The organism is Pedobacter sp. KBS0701, assembly GCF_005938645.2.
GTDB lineage: Bacteria > Bacteroidota > Bacteroidia > Sphingobacteriales > Sphingobacteriaceae > Pedobacter.
Genome location: NZ_CP042171.1, coordinates 2,302,119 through 2,316,156 on the forward strand (window position 1 = coordinate 2,302,119; position 14,038 = coordinate 2,316,156).

At 37.0% G+C, this 14,038-nt stretch carries 16 protein-coding genes; 7 read left to right on the plus strand and 9 right to left on the minus strand.

From position 1 onward, the window contains the following. Positions 1-29: 29 nt before the first annotated feature. Positions 30-416, minus strand: coding sequence for a type II toxin-antitoxin system VapC family toxin (locus FFJ24_RS09050; protein ID WP_138821196.1), 387 nt, complete (start codon positions 414-416; stop codon positions 30-32). A gap of 50 nt (positions 417-466) precedes the next feature. Then, entirely contained in the window at positions 467-613 is a 147-nt protein-coding gene (locus FFJ24_RS26020) for a hypothetical protein (RefSeq protein WP_168202420.1), read from the minus strand. Positions 614-792: 179 nt separating this feature from the next. Between FFJ24_RS26020 and FFJ24_RS09055 the strand changes: the two genes are divergently transcribed. After that, on the plus strand, positions 793-1,530 hold the full coding sequence (locus FFJ24_RS09055) for a hypothetical protein (protein ID WP_138821197.1): 738 nt from the start codon (positions 793-795) through the stop codon (positions 1,528-1,530). Between the two features lie 112 nt (positions 1,531-1,642). Here the strand turns inward: FFJ24_RS09055 and FFJ24_RS09060 are convergent, their stop codons facing one another. Beyond that, entirely contained in the window at positions 1,643-3,379 is a 1,737-nt protein-coding gene (locus tag FFJ24_RS09060; protein ID WP_138821198.1) for a phospho-sugar mutase, read from the minus strand. A 333-nt stretch (positions 3,380-3,712) separates the two neighbouring features. Between FFJ24_RS09060 and FFJ24_RS09065 the strand changes: the two genes are divergently transcribed. Beyond that, positions 3,713-5,026 (plus strand): aspartate kinase, encoded by a 1,314-nt coding sequence (locus tag FFJ24_RS09065; protein ID WP_138821199.1) that lies wholly within the window; start codon positions 3,713-3,715, stop codon positions 5,024-5,026. On the opposite strand, the gene FFJ24_RS26025 is transcribed toward FFJ24_RS09065, so the two are convergent. Then, positions 5,015-5,179 (minus strand): hypothetical protein, encoded by a 165-nt coding sequence (locus FFJ24_RS26025; RefSeq protein WP_168202421.1) that lies wholly within the window; start codon positions 5,177-5,179, stop codon positions 5,015-5,017. The genes FFJ24_RS09065 and FFJ24_RS26025 overlap by 12 nt on opposite strands. Before the next feature lie 165 nt (positions 5,180-5,344). Between FFJ24_RS26025 and lysA the strand changes: the two genes are divergently transcribed. Beyond that, entirely contained in the window at positions 5,345-6,511 is a 1,167-nt protein-coding gene (gene lysA / locus FFJ24_RS09070) for a diaminopimelate decarboxylase (protein WP_138821200.1), read from the plus strand. A gap of 63 nt (positions 6,512-6,574) precedes the next feature. On the opposite strand, the gene FFJ24_RS09075 is transcribed toward lysA, so the two are convergent. The 4 genes from FFJ24_RS09075 to FFJ24_RS09090 form a co-directional block, all read right to left on the minus strand. After that, a complete protein-coding gene (locus FFJ24_RS09075) occupies positions 6,575-6,787 on the minus strand; it encodes a hypothetical protein (RefSeq protein ID WP_138821201.1) in 213 nt (70 codons plus the stop codon). 42 nt (positions 6,788-6,829) lie between these two features. Next, positions 6,830-7,642 (minus strand): hypothetical protein, encoded by an 813-nt coding sequence (locus FFJ24_RS09080; RefSeq protein WP_138821202.1) that lies wholly within the window; start codon positions 7,640-7,642, stop codon positions 6,830-6,832. 16 nt (positions 7,643-7,658) lie between these two features. Beyond that, complete coding sequence (locus tag FFJ24_RS09085; RefSeq protein ID WP_138821203.1) at positions 7,659-8,036, minus strand: SRPBCC domain-containing protein; 378 nt, start codon at positions 8,034-8,036, stop codon at positions 7,659-7,661. 83 nt (positions 8,037-8,119) lie between these two features. Continuing rightward, the gene (locus tag FFJ24_RS09090; protein ID WP_138821204.1) at positions 8,120-9,310 is read right to left on the minus strand and encodes an acyl-CoA dehydrogenase family protein; all 1,191 of its coding nucleotides are present in this window, start codon (positions 9,308-9,310) and stop codon (positions 8,120-8,122) included. 113 nt (positions 9,311-9,423) lie between these two features. Here FFJ24_RS09090 and folB point away from each other — a divergent pair, with 113 nt between their 5' ends. Together folB and FFJ24_RS09100 are read left to right on the plus strand one after the other, a co-directional pair. Further along, entirely contained in the window at positions 9,424-9,792 is a 369-nt protein-coding gene (gene folB, locus FFJ24_RS09095) for a dihydroneopterin aldolase (protein ID WP_138821205.1), read from the plus strand. Then, positions 9,792-11,207, plus strand: a complete 1,416-nt coding sequence (locus FFJ24_RS09100) for an FAD-binding oxidoreductase (protein ID WP_138821206.1) — start codon at positions 9,792-9,794, stop codon at positions 11,205-11,207. Before folB ends, FFJ24_RS09100 begins: the two co-directional genes overlap by 1 nt. Before the next feature lie 129 nt (positions 11,208-11,336). On the opposite strand, the gene FFJ24_RS09105 is transcribed toward FFJ24_RS09100, so the two are convergent. Beyond that, positions 11,337-11,819: a thioesterase family protein gene (locus FFJ24_RS09105; RefSeq protein ID WP_138821207.1), complete on the minus strand. Its 483-nt coding sequence runs from the start codon at positions 11,817-11,819 to the stop codon at positions 11,337-11,339. A gap of 67 nt (positions 11,820-11,886) precedes the next feature. Here FFJ24_RS09105 and FFJ24_RS09110 point away from each other — a divergent pair, with 67 nt between their 5' ends. Beyond that, on the plus strand, positions 11,887-12,321 hold the full coding sequence (locus FFJ24_RS09110; protein ID WP_138821208.1) for an Hsp20/alpha crystallin family protein: 435 nt from the start codon (positions 11,887-11,889) through the stop codon (positions 12,319-12,321). Between the two features lie 257 nt (positions 12,322-12,578). Then, on the plus strand, positions 12,579-13,895 hold the full coding sequence (locus tag FFJ24_RS09115) for a nicotinamide mononucleotide adenylyltransferase (protein WP_138821209.1): 1,317 nt from the start codon (positions 12,579-12,581) through the stop codon (positions 13,893-13,895). The last annotated feature ends 143 nt before the right edge of the window (positions 13,896-14,038 follow it).

Consider the following 14,038-nt stretch of genomic DNA (forward strand, 5'->3'; position numbering starts at 1 on the left):
TTGGCTGATTTTAAATTTTAAAGTAGAACTTAAACTCTATAAAGTATAATATCTTCCAGGAATTTAAAGCCTTTAAGATTTAATGTATAAAGTTTTAAATCATGAAATATTGCGGTAGATGCAATTAAAGCATCTGGAAGATTAAGATTGTGTGATGAAGAAAATTGCTCCACTAATTTTACTGCTTGTGTGGATATTGGGGAAGAAATGGCTAGGACCACTAAATTATTGATATCTTTTCTGATTAAACTTAACTCTTTTTTGTTTCTGGCTCCATAAAGTAATTCTGCACAGGTAACATCTGAAATTGCAACGCTATTTTGACCAATGTTTTTAAAAGTTTCGATGACGGTATCATTTCCTTTATAAATTTTAATAAAGATGTTTGTATTAAACAGAACCATTATCTTTTCCAAGCTTTATCACGAAGTTCTTCCGGGTTAACATCGTAATCACTCCAAATGCCTTAGGATAAAGAAAATTCTACCACTTCAGTTGATTTCTCCGCATTAGTTATTCTTAATTCAGCATCAATATCCCACGATTTCAAAAAGTTCAACAAAGCATCAATCTTGCGCAGCTCTAAATTGTCTTTTAAGATTATCTCCGTCATGATATTATTTTTATTTTAAATATAAGAAATCTTTGTTATCGATATGAATTCCTTAAACGACTGTACGGTTCGTATCTTACAAGTGATTTCAATATATTTTTGAGTTTATGAAGCGGCTTTACAGGCGTTTTTGGTTAAAATATTTTTTTTCTATCTTGCCATACACAAAAATGAGACCTATGAAATTATTTAAAACTATCGCGTTGATGATGGTATTATCATCATGCGCCAAAAAAGAAGTTCCGGATGTACCTCCAACCTTTAGTGATTTAGATTGGACCAGACTCGAAATTGCTGACGGGAGAGAAGCCCATGCTGTTTATGGGAATATTGATGATACATTAATGGTATCTACCTTAACTGAAATTTATCAAACTACTGATAAGGGCAAGACCTGGAAAAAAACAAAAGTAAATAATCAACCTATTTATGGTTTTCTGTCTGTAAAGGATACCATTTTTGGCTTACAGGCAAACGGTCTGAAAGATAAAGAAAATCATAAACTGGCAACTTTTAGCCAGTATTTCAGTTTAGACAAGGGATTTACATGGGATTGGTGCGGTAAATTTGGAGTTTCGGAACAGCGATCTCAGGAATTTGCGAGCGTCTTTGTAAATAACCAGCTTAAAATTAAACTTAAAGAAAATTTAGAAGCTTTTGATGGTGGTCCGGCAAATGGCTCTGGCTATGTTCTGAAAAGTGATATCGAAGTTTTTAAAAACGGAACTTCAAAAATACTTGCAGTTCCATTTAATAATCAGCTTACCAACTTACACCTGGATAAGTCAGGAAGGCTTTATGTTTCTGCAACAAGGAGTATTCATGATAAAAACACAGGTAAATATGTTTCAACCGAAAAGAATCACCCTGCGATTATTTATATTTCTAAGAAAAATGTAAGAGAGTTGATTGACTAATAATCAAAATAAAATAGCGTCGTCATCTCTATCAGATAGCTATCGATAGAGATGACGACACTAAACAAAAAACCACAGATGAAGATCATTCATCTGTGGTTATAAAATCTATTTATGCTTGCAAATCAGCCATAACCGCTTTAATTTTTTCTCCTAATTCTTCATTCACTTTTTCAAAATTGGCTCTATCTGCTAAAGGTGCATTTACGCTGCAATAGAATTTAATTTTAGGTTCCGTACCACTCGGACGTGCAGAAACGATACTTCCATCTTCCGTTATAAACTGCAAAACATCAGAAGTTGGATAATCCAGTTTAGTTACCTTTCCTGTTACTAAATCTGTTTCCTGACTTAACTCATAATCTTTCAGAACTGAAACTTTCGAACCGCCCAATGTTGCTGGAGGGTTTTCCCTGAATTTAACCATCATGGCTTTAATTTCTTCAGCACCTGATTTACCTTTTTTAGTCAGCGAAACCAGATCCTCTTTATAAAGTCCATATTCTACATACATATCCAATAAGGCATTGTATAAACTTGCGCCCTTATCTTTATAATAAGCAGTCATTTCAGAGATGAAAGCAGCAGAAACCACCGCATCCTTATCGCGTACCAAATCGCCGATCAAATAGCCGTAGCTCTCTTCTCCACCGCCGATAAAGTATTTTTTACCCTCTAGCTCCGTCATTAACTGACCAATGTATTTAAACCCGGTTAAGGTATTGTAGTAGGTTACATTTTTCTTTTTGGCAATTTCTTCGATTAGGTTAGAGGTTACAATCGTTTTCACAATAAACTGATTGCCATCTAATTTGCCACTATCTTGCCAGGCTGATAATAGATAGTTAATTAATAGACTGCCCGTTTGGTTACCGTTAAGGAGCACCCACTCGCCATTATTATCTTTTACGGCAATACCTACACGGTCAGCATCAGGATCGGTAGCCAAAACTAAATCCGCATCAATTTCCTTTGCCTTGTTCATTGCCAAGGTTAATGCATCTTTTTCCTCAGGGTTAGGATACACTACCGTTGGGAAATTTCCGTCTGGTGTACTTTGCTCTTCAACTAAAGTTACATTCGTAAAACCAAATTGCGCTAAAGCTTTAGGCACCAATGTAATTCCGGTTCCGTGGATAGGAGAGTAAACAATCTTTAAATCGTGCTGTCTTTTAATGGCTTCGGTAGAAATCGAAAGCGCCGCAATACCATCTAAATAAAGTTTATCTACATCTTCGCCAATCAATTCAATATTTGCATCAACACGATCAAATTTTACTTCATCAATGCTTTTAATTTTGTTTACCTCATCAATGACCAATTTATCATCAGGTGATGTAAACTGGCCGCCATCGGCACCGTAAGCTTTATAACCGTTATATTCTTTAGGATTATGCGAGGCGGTTAACATTACTCCACTTTTACAACCAAAATGGCGCACAGCGAAAGAAAGTTCAGGTGTTGGTCTTAATGCAGAGAAGAAATATACATGTATTCCGTTTGCAGAGAAAACGTCAGCGGTAATTTTAGCGAAATAATCAGAGTTATTTCGGCTATCATGTGCAATGGCCACTTTGATTTTCTCGTTCGGATATTTATTGTTTAAGTAGTTGGCCAATCCTTGTGTTGCCGTTCCTATGGTGTATTTGTTTATACGGTTGGAACCTGCCCCCATAATTCCGCGTAAACCGCCTGTTCCAAACTCTAAACTTCTATAAAATGCATCTGTTAATTCCGTAGTTGCATCTTTTTCCACAAGGGCCTGAATTTCTGCCTTGGTATTTTCATCATAGTTCCCACTTAACCACTGATTAATTGTGGCTTGCGTTGATTGGTCAATTGCCTGCATTGAGCTGTTTTTTTAGTTTAATATGTCATATTTTAAGGATGATGTTTGGTTAAAACGTATTTATTTTAACTCATCCAAATTTTATTTTGTTGAGGGTGTTGCTTTTAAGCCACTTTTGTTTAATTTCACGCCCCGATACAATAATAAAGAAAATCCAGTATTAATGTGAAGCGATTGTGTTTTTTTTAAAAAGTAGCAAAACCAGTAAGGTTACCTTCATTTGATTACGGGTAAAAAACAATTTACAAATAGATGAAACCGTCATAATTTTTAAACCACCGCGTGGGATAAAAACATGATAGCTTTATTACCTTTAAAATAATTGGCAAGTAAATGAAAATATTAAAATTTGGGGGTACCTCTGTAGGTAGCCCTGAGCGCATGACGAAGTTGTTGGATATCATTAATCCAAATGAAGAACAGATTGTAGTTTTATCAGCCGTGTCTGGTACTACAAATAGTTTAGTAGAAATTGCAACTCATTTTTTAGCTGGGGATAAGAAGAAGGGCAGCGTTGCGATTGAAAATCTATACCAAAAATATAAAACCTTTGTTGTTGAGTTATTACCTTCTTCCGAATTTCAGGAGCAGGGAAATGAAGTAATCGATTATCATTTCGGTTTCTTAGCAGGCTTAGCGAATGATATTTTCACTTCAATTGAGGAAAAAGTAGTATTAGCGCAAGGTGAGCTGTTATCCACCACTTTATACCATATTTATTTAAAATCGATAGGTGTACCATCGGTATTGTTGCCTGCTTTAGATTTCATGAAAACGGATGAAGATAACGAACCTGATATTCCTTTCACCACAAAGCACTTAACACCTTTATTAGAACAGCATAAAGATAATAAATTATTCATTACACAGGGGTACATCTGTCGCAACAGTTTTGGCGAAGTAGATAATCTACGCCGTGGCGGCAGTGATTATACAGCATCATTGCTGGGTGCTGCAATTCTGGCTGAAGAAGTTCAGATCTGGACAGATATAGATGGGATGCATAACAACGATCCACGTGTTGTTAAAGGTACTAAACCAATTGCACAGTTATCATTCGATGAAGCAGCTGAGTTGGCATATTTTGGAGCGAAAATTTTGCATCCTCAATCGGTTTTCCCTGCACAGAAATATAAAATCCCGGTTCGTTTGTTAAATACGATGGAGCCTTCTGCGGCGGGTACTTTAATTACGCATGATAGCGAAAAAGGTAAAATTAAATCAATAGCCGCTAAAGATGGTATTACCGCAATCCGCATACAATCTAGCCGCATGTTATTGGCTTATGGTTTCTTGCGCCGTGTTTTTGAGGTTTTTGAGCGTTACAAAACACCGATCGATATGATTACGACATCTGAGGTTGCTGTATCGTTAACTATAGATGAAACCGCCCATTTGCCACAGATTATCGAAGAACTGGAAAGTTTTGGAACCGTTGAGGTAGATACCGATCACAGTATTGTATGTGTAGTTGGGGATTTCGGTTCAGAGAAACATGGTTTCGCCAGCAGGGTTTTGGAAGGTTTAAAACACATTCCAATCCGTATGATTTCTTACGGTGGAAGTAACTATAATGTTTCACTTTTAATCTTAAGCGAGTATAAAACTGAGGCTTTAAGAAGCTTACACAATAGATTATTCGAATAACAGAAAAAAAGCGCCCATAATTACCATTAATCCGATCAGGAAGTGAAAAGCCAGAAAGCTTGATGGTAATAATCCATTTTTGTACTTTTTATAGGAGTTATATAAACCTGCTGAAAGGATAAGAACGATAAATATGGCGGCTGCTAGCTTCATTTTTTGATAAATAAAAGGAACAGTACAATGAGGAGTAACACGATAAAAAATCGAATTTTTCCATTGTATTGTTTCCGGGTAATTCTTCCATGCTTTAAATCCAGGTAATTACCCAAATAAATTAGCCCGAAGAATAAAATTAAAATTATAATAAGGAATTTGAACATGTTCGCCGATAAAGATATATCAAAGTTTAACAATATTGAAACGCCATTTTACTACTATGATACTGATCTGTTGCAAAAAACCTTGCATACTTGTGCAGATGCTGCAGCTCCATATCATTTCCATATCCATTATGCACTAAAAGCGAATTTCAACAGTGTGCTGTTAAATCAGATTAAAGAAATTGGTTTCGGTGCAGATTGTGTGAGTGCCGGTGAGGTAAGAAGAGCAGTTGAGGTGGGTTTCGATCACAAAAAAATTGTATTTGCCGGAGTTGGCAAATCTGATAAAGAAATTAATGAAGCCCTTGAACTTGATATTTTTTGCTTTAATGTAGAATCTATCCAGGAATTAGAAGTGCTAAATGAACTTGCCGGTAAAAAAGGTAAAACGGCTCAGGTAGCCATCCGTATCAATCCTAATGTTGATGCCCATACCCACCACAACATTACCACAGGCCTGGATGAAAATAAATTCGGGATTAACTCCTGGGATTTACCAGAATGCGCCGAAACGTTAAAAGCATCTCCAAACCTGAAGTTTATTGGTATCCACTTTCACATCGGTTCGCAGATTACCAATCTGGACGTATATAAAAACCTTTGCGTGCGTGTAAACGAATTTGCAGCCTGGTTTGAAGATAAAGGATTTAGCCTTAAAGTATTAAATGTTGGTGGCGGCTTAGGCATCGATTATTACAATCCTGATCACCAGATTCCTGACTTTGAATCTTATTTTAAGATTTTTAACGAGTTTTTAACCGTTAAACCTGGTCAGGAAGTACATTTTGAATTGGGAAGGGCATTGGTTGGTCAATCAGCATCATTAATTACGCGGGCACTATACATTAAAAACGGAAAGAAAAAAAACTTTGTAGTATTAGATGCAGGAATGACCGAATTGATGCGCCCCGCTTTATATCAAGCCTACCATAAAATCGAAAACTTGTCTCAAATCTCAAATCTCAAATCTCAAATCTCAATTAAATACGATATCGTTGGACCGATCTGTGAGAGTACCGATTGTTTTGGTAAAGAAGTAGAGCAACCTGAATCGTTCAGAGGTGATATTTTTGCCATCCGTAGTGCGGGTGCTTATGGTGAAGTAATGGCTTCGAAATATAACTTAAGAGATGCGATAAAATCGGTTTATAGTGATGAGATATAATTGTCACATTGAGCCTGTCGAAATGCTTCAAAGTTCTTCGACAGGCTCAGAATGACAAATCAATTATTTCTTCTTCGACGCGACAAACACAATTACCCCCGCTACCAAAATAATACCACCTGCGTAAGGAGGCCAATTCACAGATTTTTCTTTATCAGCAGATATTTGAATGGGGCCTGCGTCAACAATTTTTTCTTTTTTAGTGTAAGAGAAACCAGTCCAGATGAGCATAGCAATGCCCACAACGATTAATATAATTCCTAATGTTCTGTTCATAATATTTTATTTCTATCAGAACAGCATCAGGTCGATTATGTTTTATTGAAATGAATAGCCGAGACTTATCTTTTGCGCATAATTAACATTGTCAGCCATTTCATAAGAAAGAGAAAATCGCTTGATGTATAAGAAATAATTAAAAACCCAACCAAATGAATTTTTCCCGTTAATTTCATCGTAAGCTTTTGCCCCAGATCTGAAACTGTTTGCGAAATTAGGTGTACCGCCAAGAAAAAATCTAAATGCGTGCCTTATATCATGGTCATTTCTGGCTCTCCAGATCACTTCCGTAGATAATCCTGTTGTCCAAAGTACGTTTCTATTTGTTACCGCTACGTAATCTGGAATAGGATTGCTATAAACCTCTTGCCTCAATTTGGTATAAGCCCCGCCTTCGAAACTAAGTGCATTTTCAAAGTTGATGTACCTGAAATCTGTATTCCCGTTAGCTGAGGTATTATGAAGTCCGGCAGATAACCGTAAACCAACACCACTAATGGATTTTTGAAATGATGGAAGATAATTCTTTAAATCAGGTGTATTTTTATCCCTATCTCCACCTTTTGCTTTTCCTACATAACCGAAAATTCCATAAGAAATATTTACTTTTTTGAAAGTATGTGAGCTGTTTATGTTTGCCATTCCTAATCCGAAATTGGTGCCGGTATTCGGAGAAGTAGAACCCGCATAACTTGCCGATACAGTTGTTAAGGTTTTTATGGTATCAGCACCCATTGCTTTTGGCATATAGCCCATATTGTTACCCAATACAGCTGGGGTAAGCAAAGATGTACAAGAAGTAAGTGCAGAAAGGAAAAGTAAAGAAGAAAGAGCGATAATTTGATTTTTCATTTTGTAATTTTTTTATTTATTCGTCAAAGAAATCAACCAATCCACCTAAAAAGTATTCCTGGATCCCTTCAGTAAAATCTTTATAATCTTCATCAGGGATATTGGTTTGTTTGAATTCCAGTGAAGTTCCTTTTTTATCTTCATGAAGTTTGATGGTTACAATAGAAGGTTCGTTTTCTTCTCCAAAATACCATTGTTGCACAATCTGCTTCCCATAAACAAATTCGATGTTTTTACCAGTAATATCTCCATCCCAGAAAGAAAATTCCGTTCCGGGTACTTCTTCAAACTCAACTTCAGCACCAGTCCATAATTTTATACTGGTTTCTTTGGTAAGGGCTAAATAAACTTCTTCGGGTGGGGCAGGAATGTAAGTATATTTTTTAAAATCCATAAATATTTTTCATATAAAGCACAAAGTTAAGGATGTAATGTGAAAATAAGATTGAATAAAAGTTAATAAAATTAGGATCAGGATTATTTAAATGCATTTAATCCGGTCACATCCATCCCTGTAATCAGCAAATGTATATCGTGTGTACCCTCGTAGGTTACTACCGATTCCAGGTTCATCATGTGGCGCATAATCGAATATTCACCTGTAATACCCATTCCGCCAAGCATCTGACGGGAATTTCTGGCAATATCCAACGCAATTTCGACGCTGTTTCTTTTGGCCATTGATATCTGTTCTGCCGATGCCCTGTTTTCACTTTTCAGTATGCCTAAACGCCAAACCAACAACTGACCTTTGGTGATTTCGGTCACCATTTCTGCCAGTTTCTTTTGCTGTAACTGGAAACCACCGATAGGTTTTCCAAACTGTACACGTTCTTTCGAATAGCGCAAAGCGGTATCGTAACAGTCCATTGCGGCTCCTAAAGCGCCCCATGCAATACCATAACGCGCTTGGTTTAAACAGCCCAATGGTCCTTTTAATCCGCTGATTTCAGGAAAAATATTTTCTTTAGGCACTTTAACATTATCAAAAACCAATTCACCTGTTGCCGAAGCCCGTAAACTCCATTTATTATGTGTTTCCGGAGTCGAAAATCCTTCCATTCCACGTTCTACCACCATTCCCCTGATTTTGCCTGATTCATCTTTTGCCCAAACCACAGCAATATCTGCAAAAGGTGCATTGCTGATCCACATTTTTGCACCATTTAAAATATAATGGCTCCCTGCATCTTTGATATTAGTTACCATTCCACCAGGGTTAGAGCCATGATCTGGTTCTGTTAATCCAAAACAGCCCATCATTTCGCCACTGGCTAATTTAGGGAGATATTTTTTACGCTGTTCTTCTGTTCCATAAGCATAAATCGGGTACATCACCAACGAACCCTGAACAGAGGCTGTAGAACGGATACCAGAATCGCCACGTTCTATTTCCTGCATCAAAATTCCATAAGCCGTATAATCTAAACCTGCTCCACCATACTCAACCGGAATGGTAGGGCCAAAAGCACCAATATCGGCCAGACCTTTTATTAAATGTTTTGGAAATTCTGCTTTTTGTGCGTAATCTTCAATAATCGGGCTCACTTCTTTTTTTACCCAATCTCTGGCCGTAGCACGGATTAATTTGTGCTCATCGGTTAATAATTCATCCAATAAATAATAGTCTGGCGCCTCGTACAGGTCTTTTTTTGCTGATTTGCTCATGTAATTTCGTATTATCTGGTTAAGAAACCGCGTTCATTTCAAAGGTAACAATTTACGGCAAGGGGCATTATATTCATGAATAAAAATTTAATTTTGCAGCTTACAGAATATACATGAGCCATTTCAAACAAACCGTAGCTTTAAAAGATGTAAAATGCTTTGCTCTGCATGGTTATTATCCGGAAGAACAACTTATTGGAAATCATTTTGTTATAGATTTAGAAACAGAATTTACACCAAAGGGTTTTGATGATGAACTGGAACAAACGGTTAATTACGAGGATTTGAATCACATCATCCTTGAAGAAATGAAACATACACAAAAGCTTTTGGAAACGGTTTTAAAGAATATTATTTCGAAAGTGATCGAACTGTATCCTTTTATAGATACAGTTAACGTGAGTATGAAAAAATTAAATCCACCTATGCCCGGTCAAATTGGGTACTCTTTTGTTAAATTATCTCACACTTCAGCCAAATAATGAATTTTACGAAAATTAATCCCGAAATTTTAGCAGAAATTAAAGCTGCCATTGGAGCAGATAAGGTTTTTACTGATGCGGAAAGTTTAGAAAATTACAGTCATGACGAAACGGAGGATTTGCGTTACCAACCAGAGTTGGTAGTAAAACCAACTTCGCCTGAAGAAGTTTCTGCTTTATTGAAAATCTGTAATACCCACCATGTTCCGGTAACGCCGCGCGGTGGTGGTACAGGCTTAAGTGGTGCCGCTTTGCCTATTTATGGTGGTGTTTCGCTATCAATGGAAAAATTTAAATCTATTATTGATATTGATACCGAAAACTTACAGGCAACTGTTGAGCCAGGGGTGATTACTGAAGAATTTATTAATGCAGTAGCTGAAAAAGGACTTCTTTATCCAGTTGATCCCAGCAGTAAAGGATCTTGTTTTATTGGTGGTAATGTGGCGCATGGTTCCGGCGGCCCAAGGGTAGTAAAATATGGCACCATACGCGAGTATATCTTAAATCTTGAAGTGGTTTTGCCTGACGGCGATATCATCTGGACAGGCGCAAATACTTTGAAGTACGCATCAGGCTATAATTTAACACAATTAATGATCGGTTCGGAAGGTACTTTGGGGGTGGTCACAAAAATTGTAACCAAGTTATTGCCAAAACCCACCCAGTCTGTTTTAATGATGGGCGCTTTCAGCACAAATGAAGATGCCTGTGCAGCAGTTTCTGCGATTTTTAGAGCTGGAGTTACACCGTCGGCTTTAGAGTTTATGGAAAGGAAAGGAGTGGAGTGGGTAATCAAATTTGATGATATTAAATTCGACTTAAAAGATAATGTTGCTGCATTGTTGATGATAGAATTTGATGGAGATGATTTAGATGATATTTTCAAGAACTGCGAGAAAACCAATGTGGTTTTAGAAGAACACAACTGTACAGAAGTATTATTTGCAGATACTGCGGCTCAAAAGGAAGAATTGTGGCGGATGCGGAGAACCATGGCCGAATCGGTTAAATCTAATTCTGTTTATAAAGAGGAAGATACGGTTGTGCCACGGGCGGCTTTACCTAAACTCGTTAATGGAATAAAAGAAATTGGTACAAAATACGGTTTCGAAAGTGTTTGTTATGGTCATGCTGGTGACGGAAACCTGCATGTAAACATCATTAAAGCAGGCATGAGTGACGAAGACTGGAAAAACAAACTCAAATTCGGCATTGCCGAAATATTTGAATTAACCACAACATTAGGCGGAACTTTATCTGGAGAACACGGAATTGGTTTAGTGCAAAAGGAATTTATGCCGATCAAATATTCCGAAATCCACCTTAATTTAATGCGCGGAATTAAAAATGTTTTCGATCCGAATGGAATATTAAATCCCGGGAAAATTATGCCTGATGTTTCTAGCTCTTAGGAAATACTAAAAAATTATCGTCATTTCGAGCGGAGTGCAACGTAGTCGAGAAATGTGTCTCAGGAGTACTTTTAATTTAGATCTCTCCATTTCGCTACGCTTCAGTCGAGATCACGATCTGCATTTTTTTTACAGCTGTTCAAAACCCAACATCTTTTGCTTTTCTTCTTCCGGGATTGCGGTGGGTTTACCTGTCGCATAATCAACCGCAATGCAAACGGTTTTACCTTTACTGCAGATTACCTCTTCAGTCCCTTTTAGTTTCACAATCTGGTAATCCAGGTCAAAACTGGTATTGCCTATCCTGGATGTTTTGACATGTATGGCTATTTTATCGTTCATTACAATCGGTAAAATATAATCCAGTTCTGCGTGGGCAATCACAATTCCGGTTTTCTTCCAGTCCCATTTTATAATTTCTTCCCAATATTTGGATCTGGCGATTTCGAGGTAGGTAAAATAGATCGAATTATTTACGTGTCCCATCATATCGAAATCAACAAAGCGCAAATGGATATTGGTTTTATAGTTGAATTTGTCTGAAAAAGCCTTGATGTCTGTCAATTTGTCTTTCGTTTTAGATTTATTTTGCCAAAATGTCTTAAAAATCATAAATATTTGAATTGGTATATAAGTTGAATAAGGTGAATTATCAATTTAAAAATAAAGAATAAGCGATATGACACTAGTAAATTTTACCAACAGAACCCGTAACACAGCTCCTTACTTTAACAATGTTTTTGATTCATTGTTTAGCGATGCCATCACTAAAAACAAAATCGTTGATAAATCGCCAAATGTAAACATTCATGAAAATGAAACGGCTTACGTAATTGAGTTGGCTGCTCCAGGTTTGAAGAAAGAAGATTTTCAGATCAATTTAAAAAAAGACACGCTTTCTGTTTGGGCAGAAGTTAAAAAAGACGAAACCCAGGTAGCTAAAGATTTTACACGTAAAGAATTTGATTATAGCTCATTTGCAAGATCATTTAATTTACCAGATAGCGCGGATGGTGATCACATTACTGCTGAATATAAAGACGGTATATTATCGATTAACATCAGCAAAAAAGACGATGCTAAATTACAGCACAAAGAAATTGTAGTATCGTAATAAAAATATTCTCGAAAGAGGGTTTTTCATAATAGTTTAAGTTTAGGTTTTATAAGGTTAATGCTGGATGGCATTAACCTTATTTTGTTTAGTTACTTCATCCCGGCTGAAGCGCAGCGGAATGGAGGTATTTACAAATCCTTCTTTTTAGATTTCTCCACTGCGGTAGAAATGACGTTTCTTGGGGAGAGTATTTAGATTGATTTTAAGTTACATTCTTAAAATCACGTTAATCTCATTTTTCGTACTTTTGCCGCATGGAGAGAGAAATTCTGGATACAAAGCGTAAAGCACTTAAAATAAATCTTGACCCACGAATTTACGGTACCTTTGCCGAGATAGGCGCGGGACAGGAAGTTTCGAGAAACTTTTTTAATGCTGGTGCAGCATCTGGAACAGTTGCCAAAACGATGTCGGCTTACGACATGACTTTTAGCGACGCCATTTACGGAGCAGAAACCAATGGCCGTTATGTAAGTCAGAACCGCCTTTTGCAGATGCTTGATCATGAATTCGGCTTACTCAATGAGCGTCTATCAGGCGAAAAATACGAAAGCCGTACATTTTTTGCTTTCGCTGATACCGTTACTACCCTGAATTATAAACGTACCAATGAGCCGCATGGCTGGGTTGGTATTCGTTTCCAGAGCGAACCAGGTGGTTTACCAAATGAAATATTTTTTCACGTGCGTTTGTTGGATACCGATGTAAACATGCAACAGCGTGTTTTGGGTATAATTGGAGTAAACCTGCTTTATGCAGCATTTTACCATTATCAGGATCCAAAACTGATGGTAGAATCTTTAGCTGATAATTTAACCATCGGATCAGTAGAAATCGATTTGATTTCGGTTAAAGGTCCGGCTTTTCCAGAGGTGGATAACATCTTGCTTAATCTGTACATGATTATGAAAGATTTTTCTGCAGCAGCCATTTTCGATTCAGATGCACATCCCCGTCAGGCGAAAGATCTTTTGTATAAGAAAGACATTATGATCTTGCGTACCAAATACGGTCAGAAATCGTTACCTAACTTTAACTTGTTCAATAAAGCTACAGATCAGTTTAAACGTACCAATAAAGTAGAAGAGGGAAACCTGGCGGTAATGATAGAGGTTTTGTTAACCAACGTTTTAACGGATGGACAAGAAACTCCTGATGATATCGACCTGGAAACTGTGGCTAAAAGAGCACAGGAAATGTGCGATACAGGCAATATTGTGATTGTATCCAACTTTACCCGCCACAACCGTTTGGCGAAATATTTGGCAAGGTGCAAGCCTAAAAGTGTTGGATTGGCAACAAACATCAATAACTTAAAATTTGTATTCAATTCTAAAAACTTCACCGGAGAAAACTACTCTGGCCAGTTATTGAGTTACGTAAATGATATGTTTAATACTAATGTGCGGTTATTTGCTTACCCTTTCCTGGATAAAAAGACGAATCAGGTAATTACTACAGCCAATATGCCAATAACACCAGAAGCTAAACCCTTGTTCGATTTCCTTTTGATAAATGGCTATATCACTGATATAAAAGATTATAGTGAGGATGAGGTGAAAACGGTGTAGAGCTTAATCTGATAAGCCTCGTCATCTCGACCGAAGTGCAACGTAGTGGAGAGATCTATCAACGCGAATTTTCATCATTGGAAAATTAAAGTCAGCATAATTATTGAAGATTCTTCACTGCATTTAGAATGACAAGGAGTGTT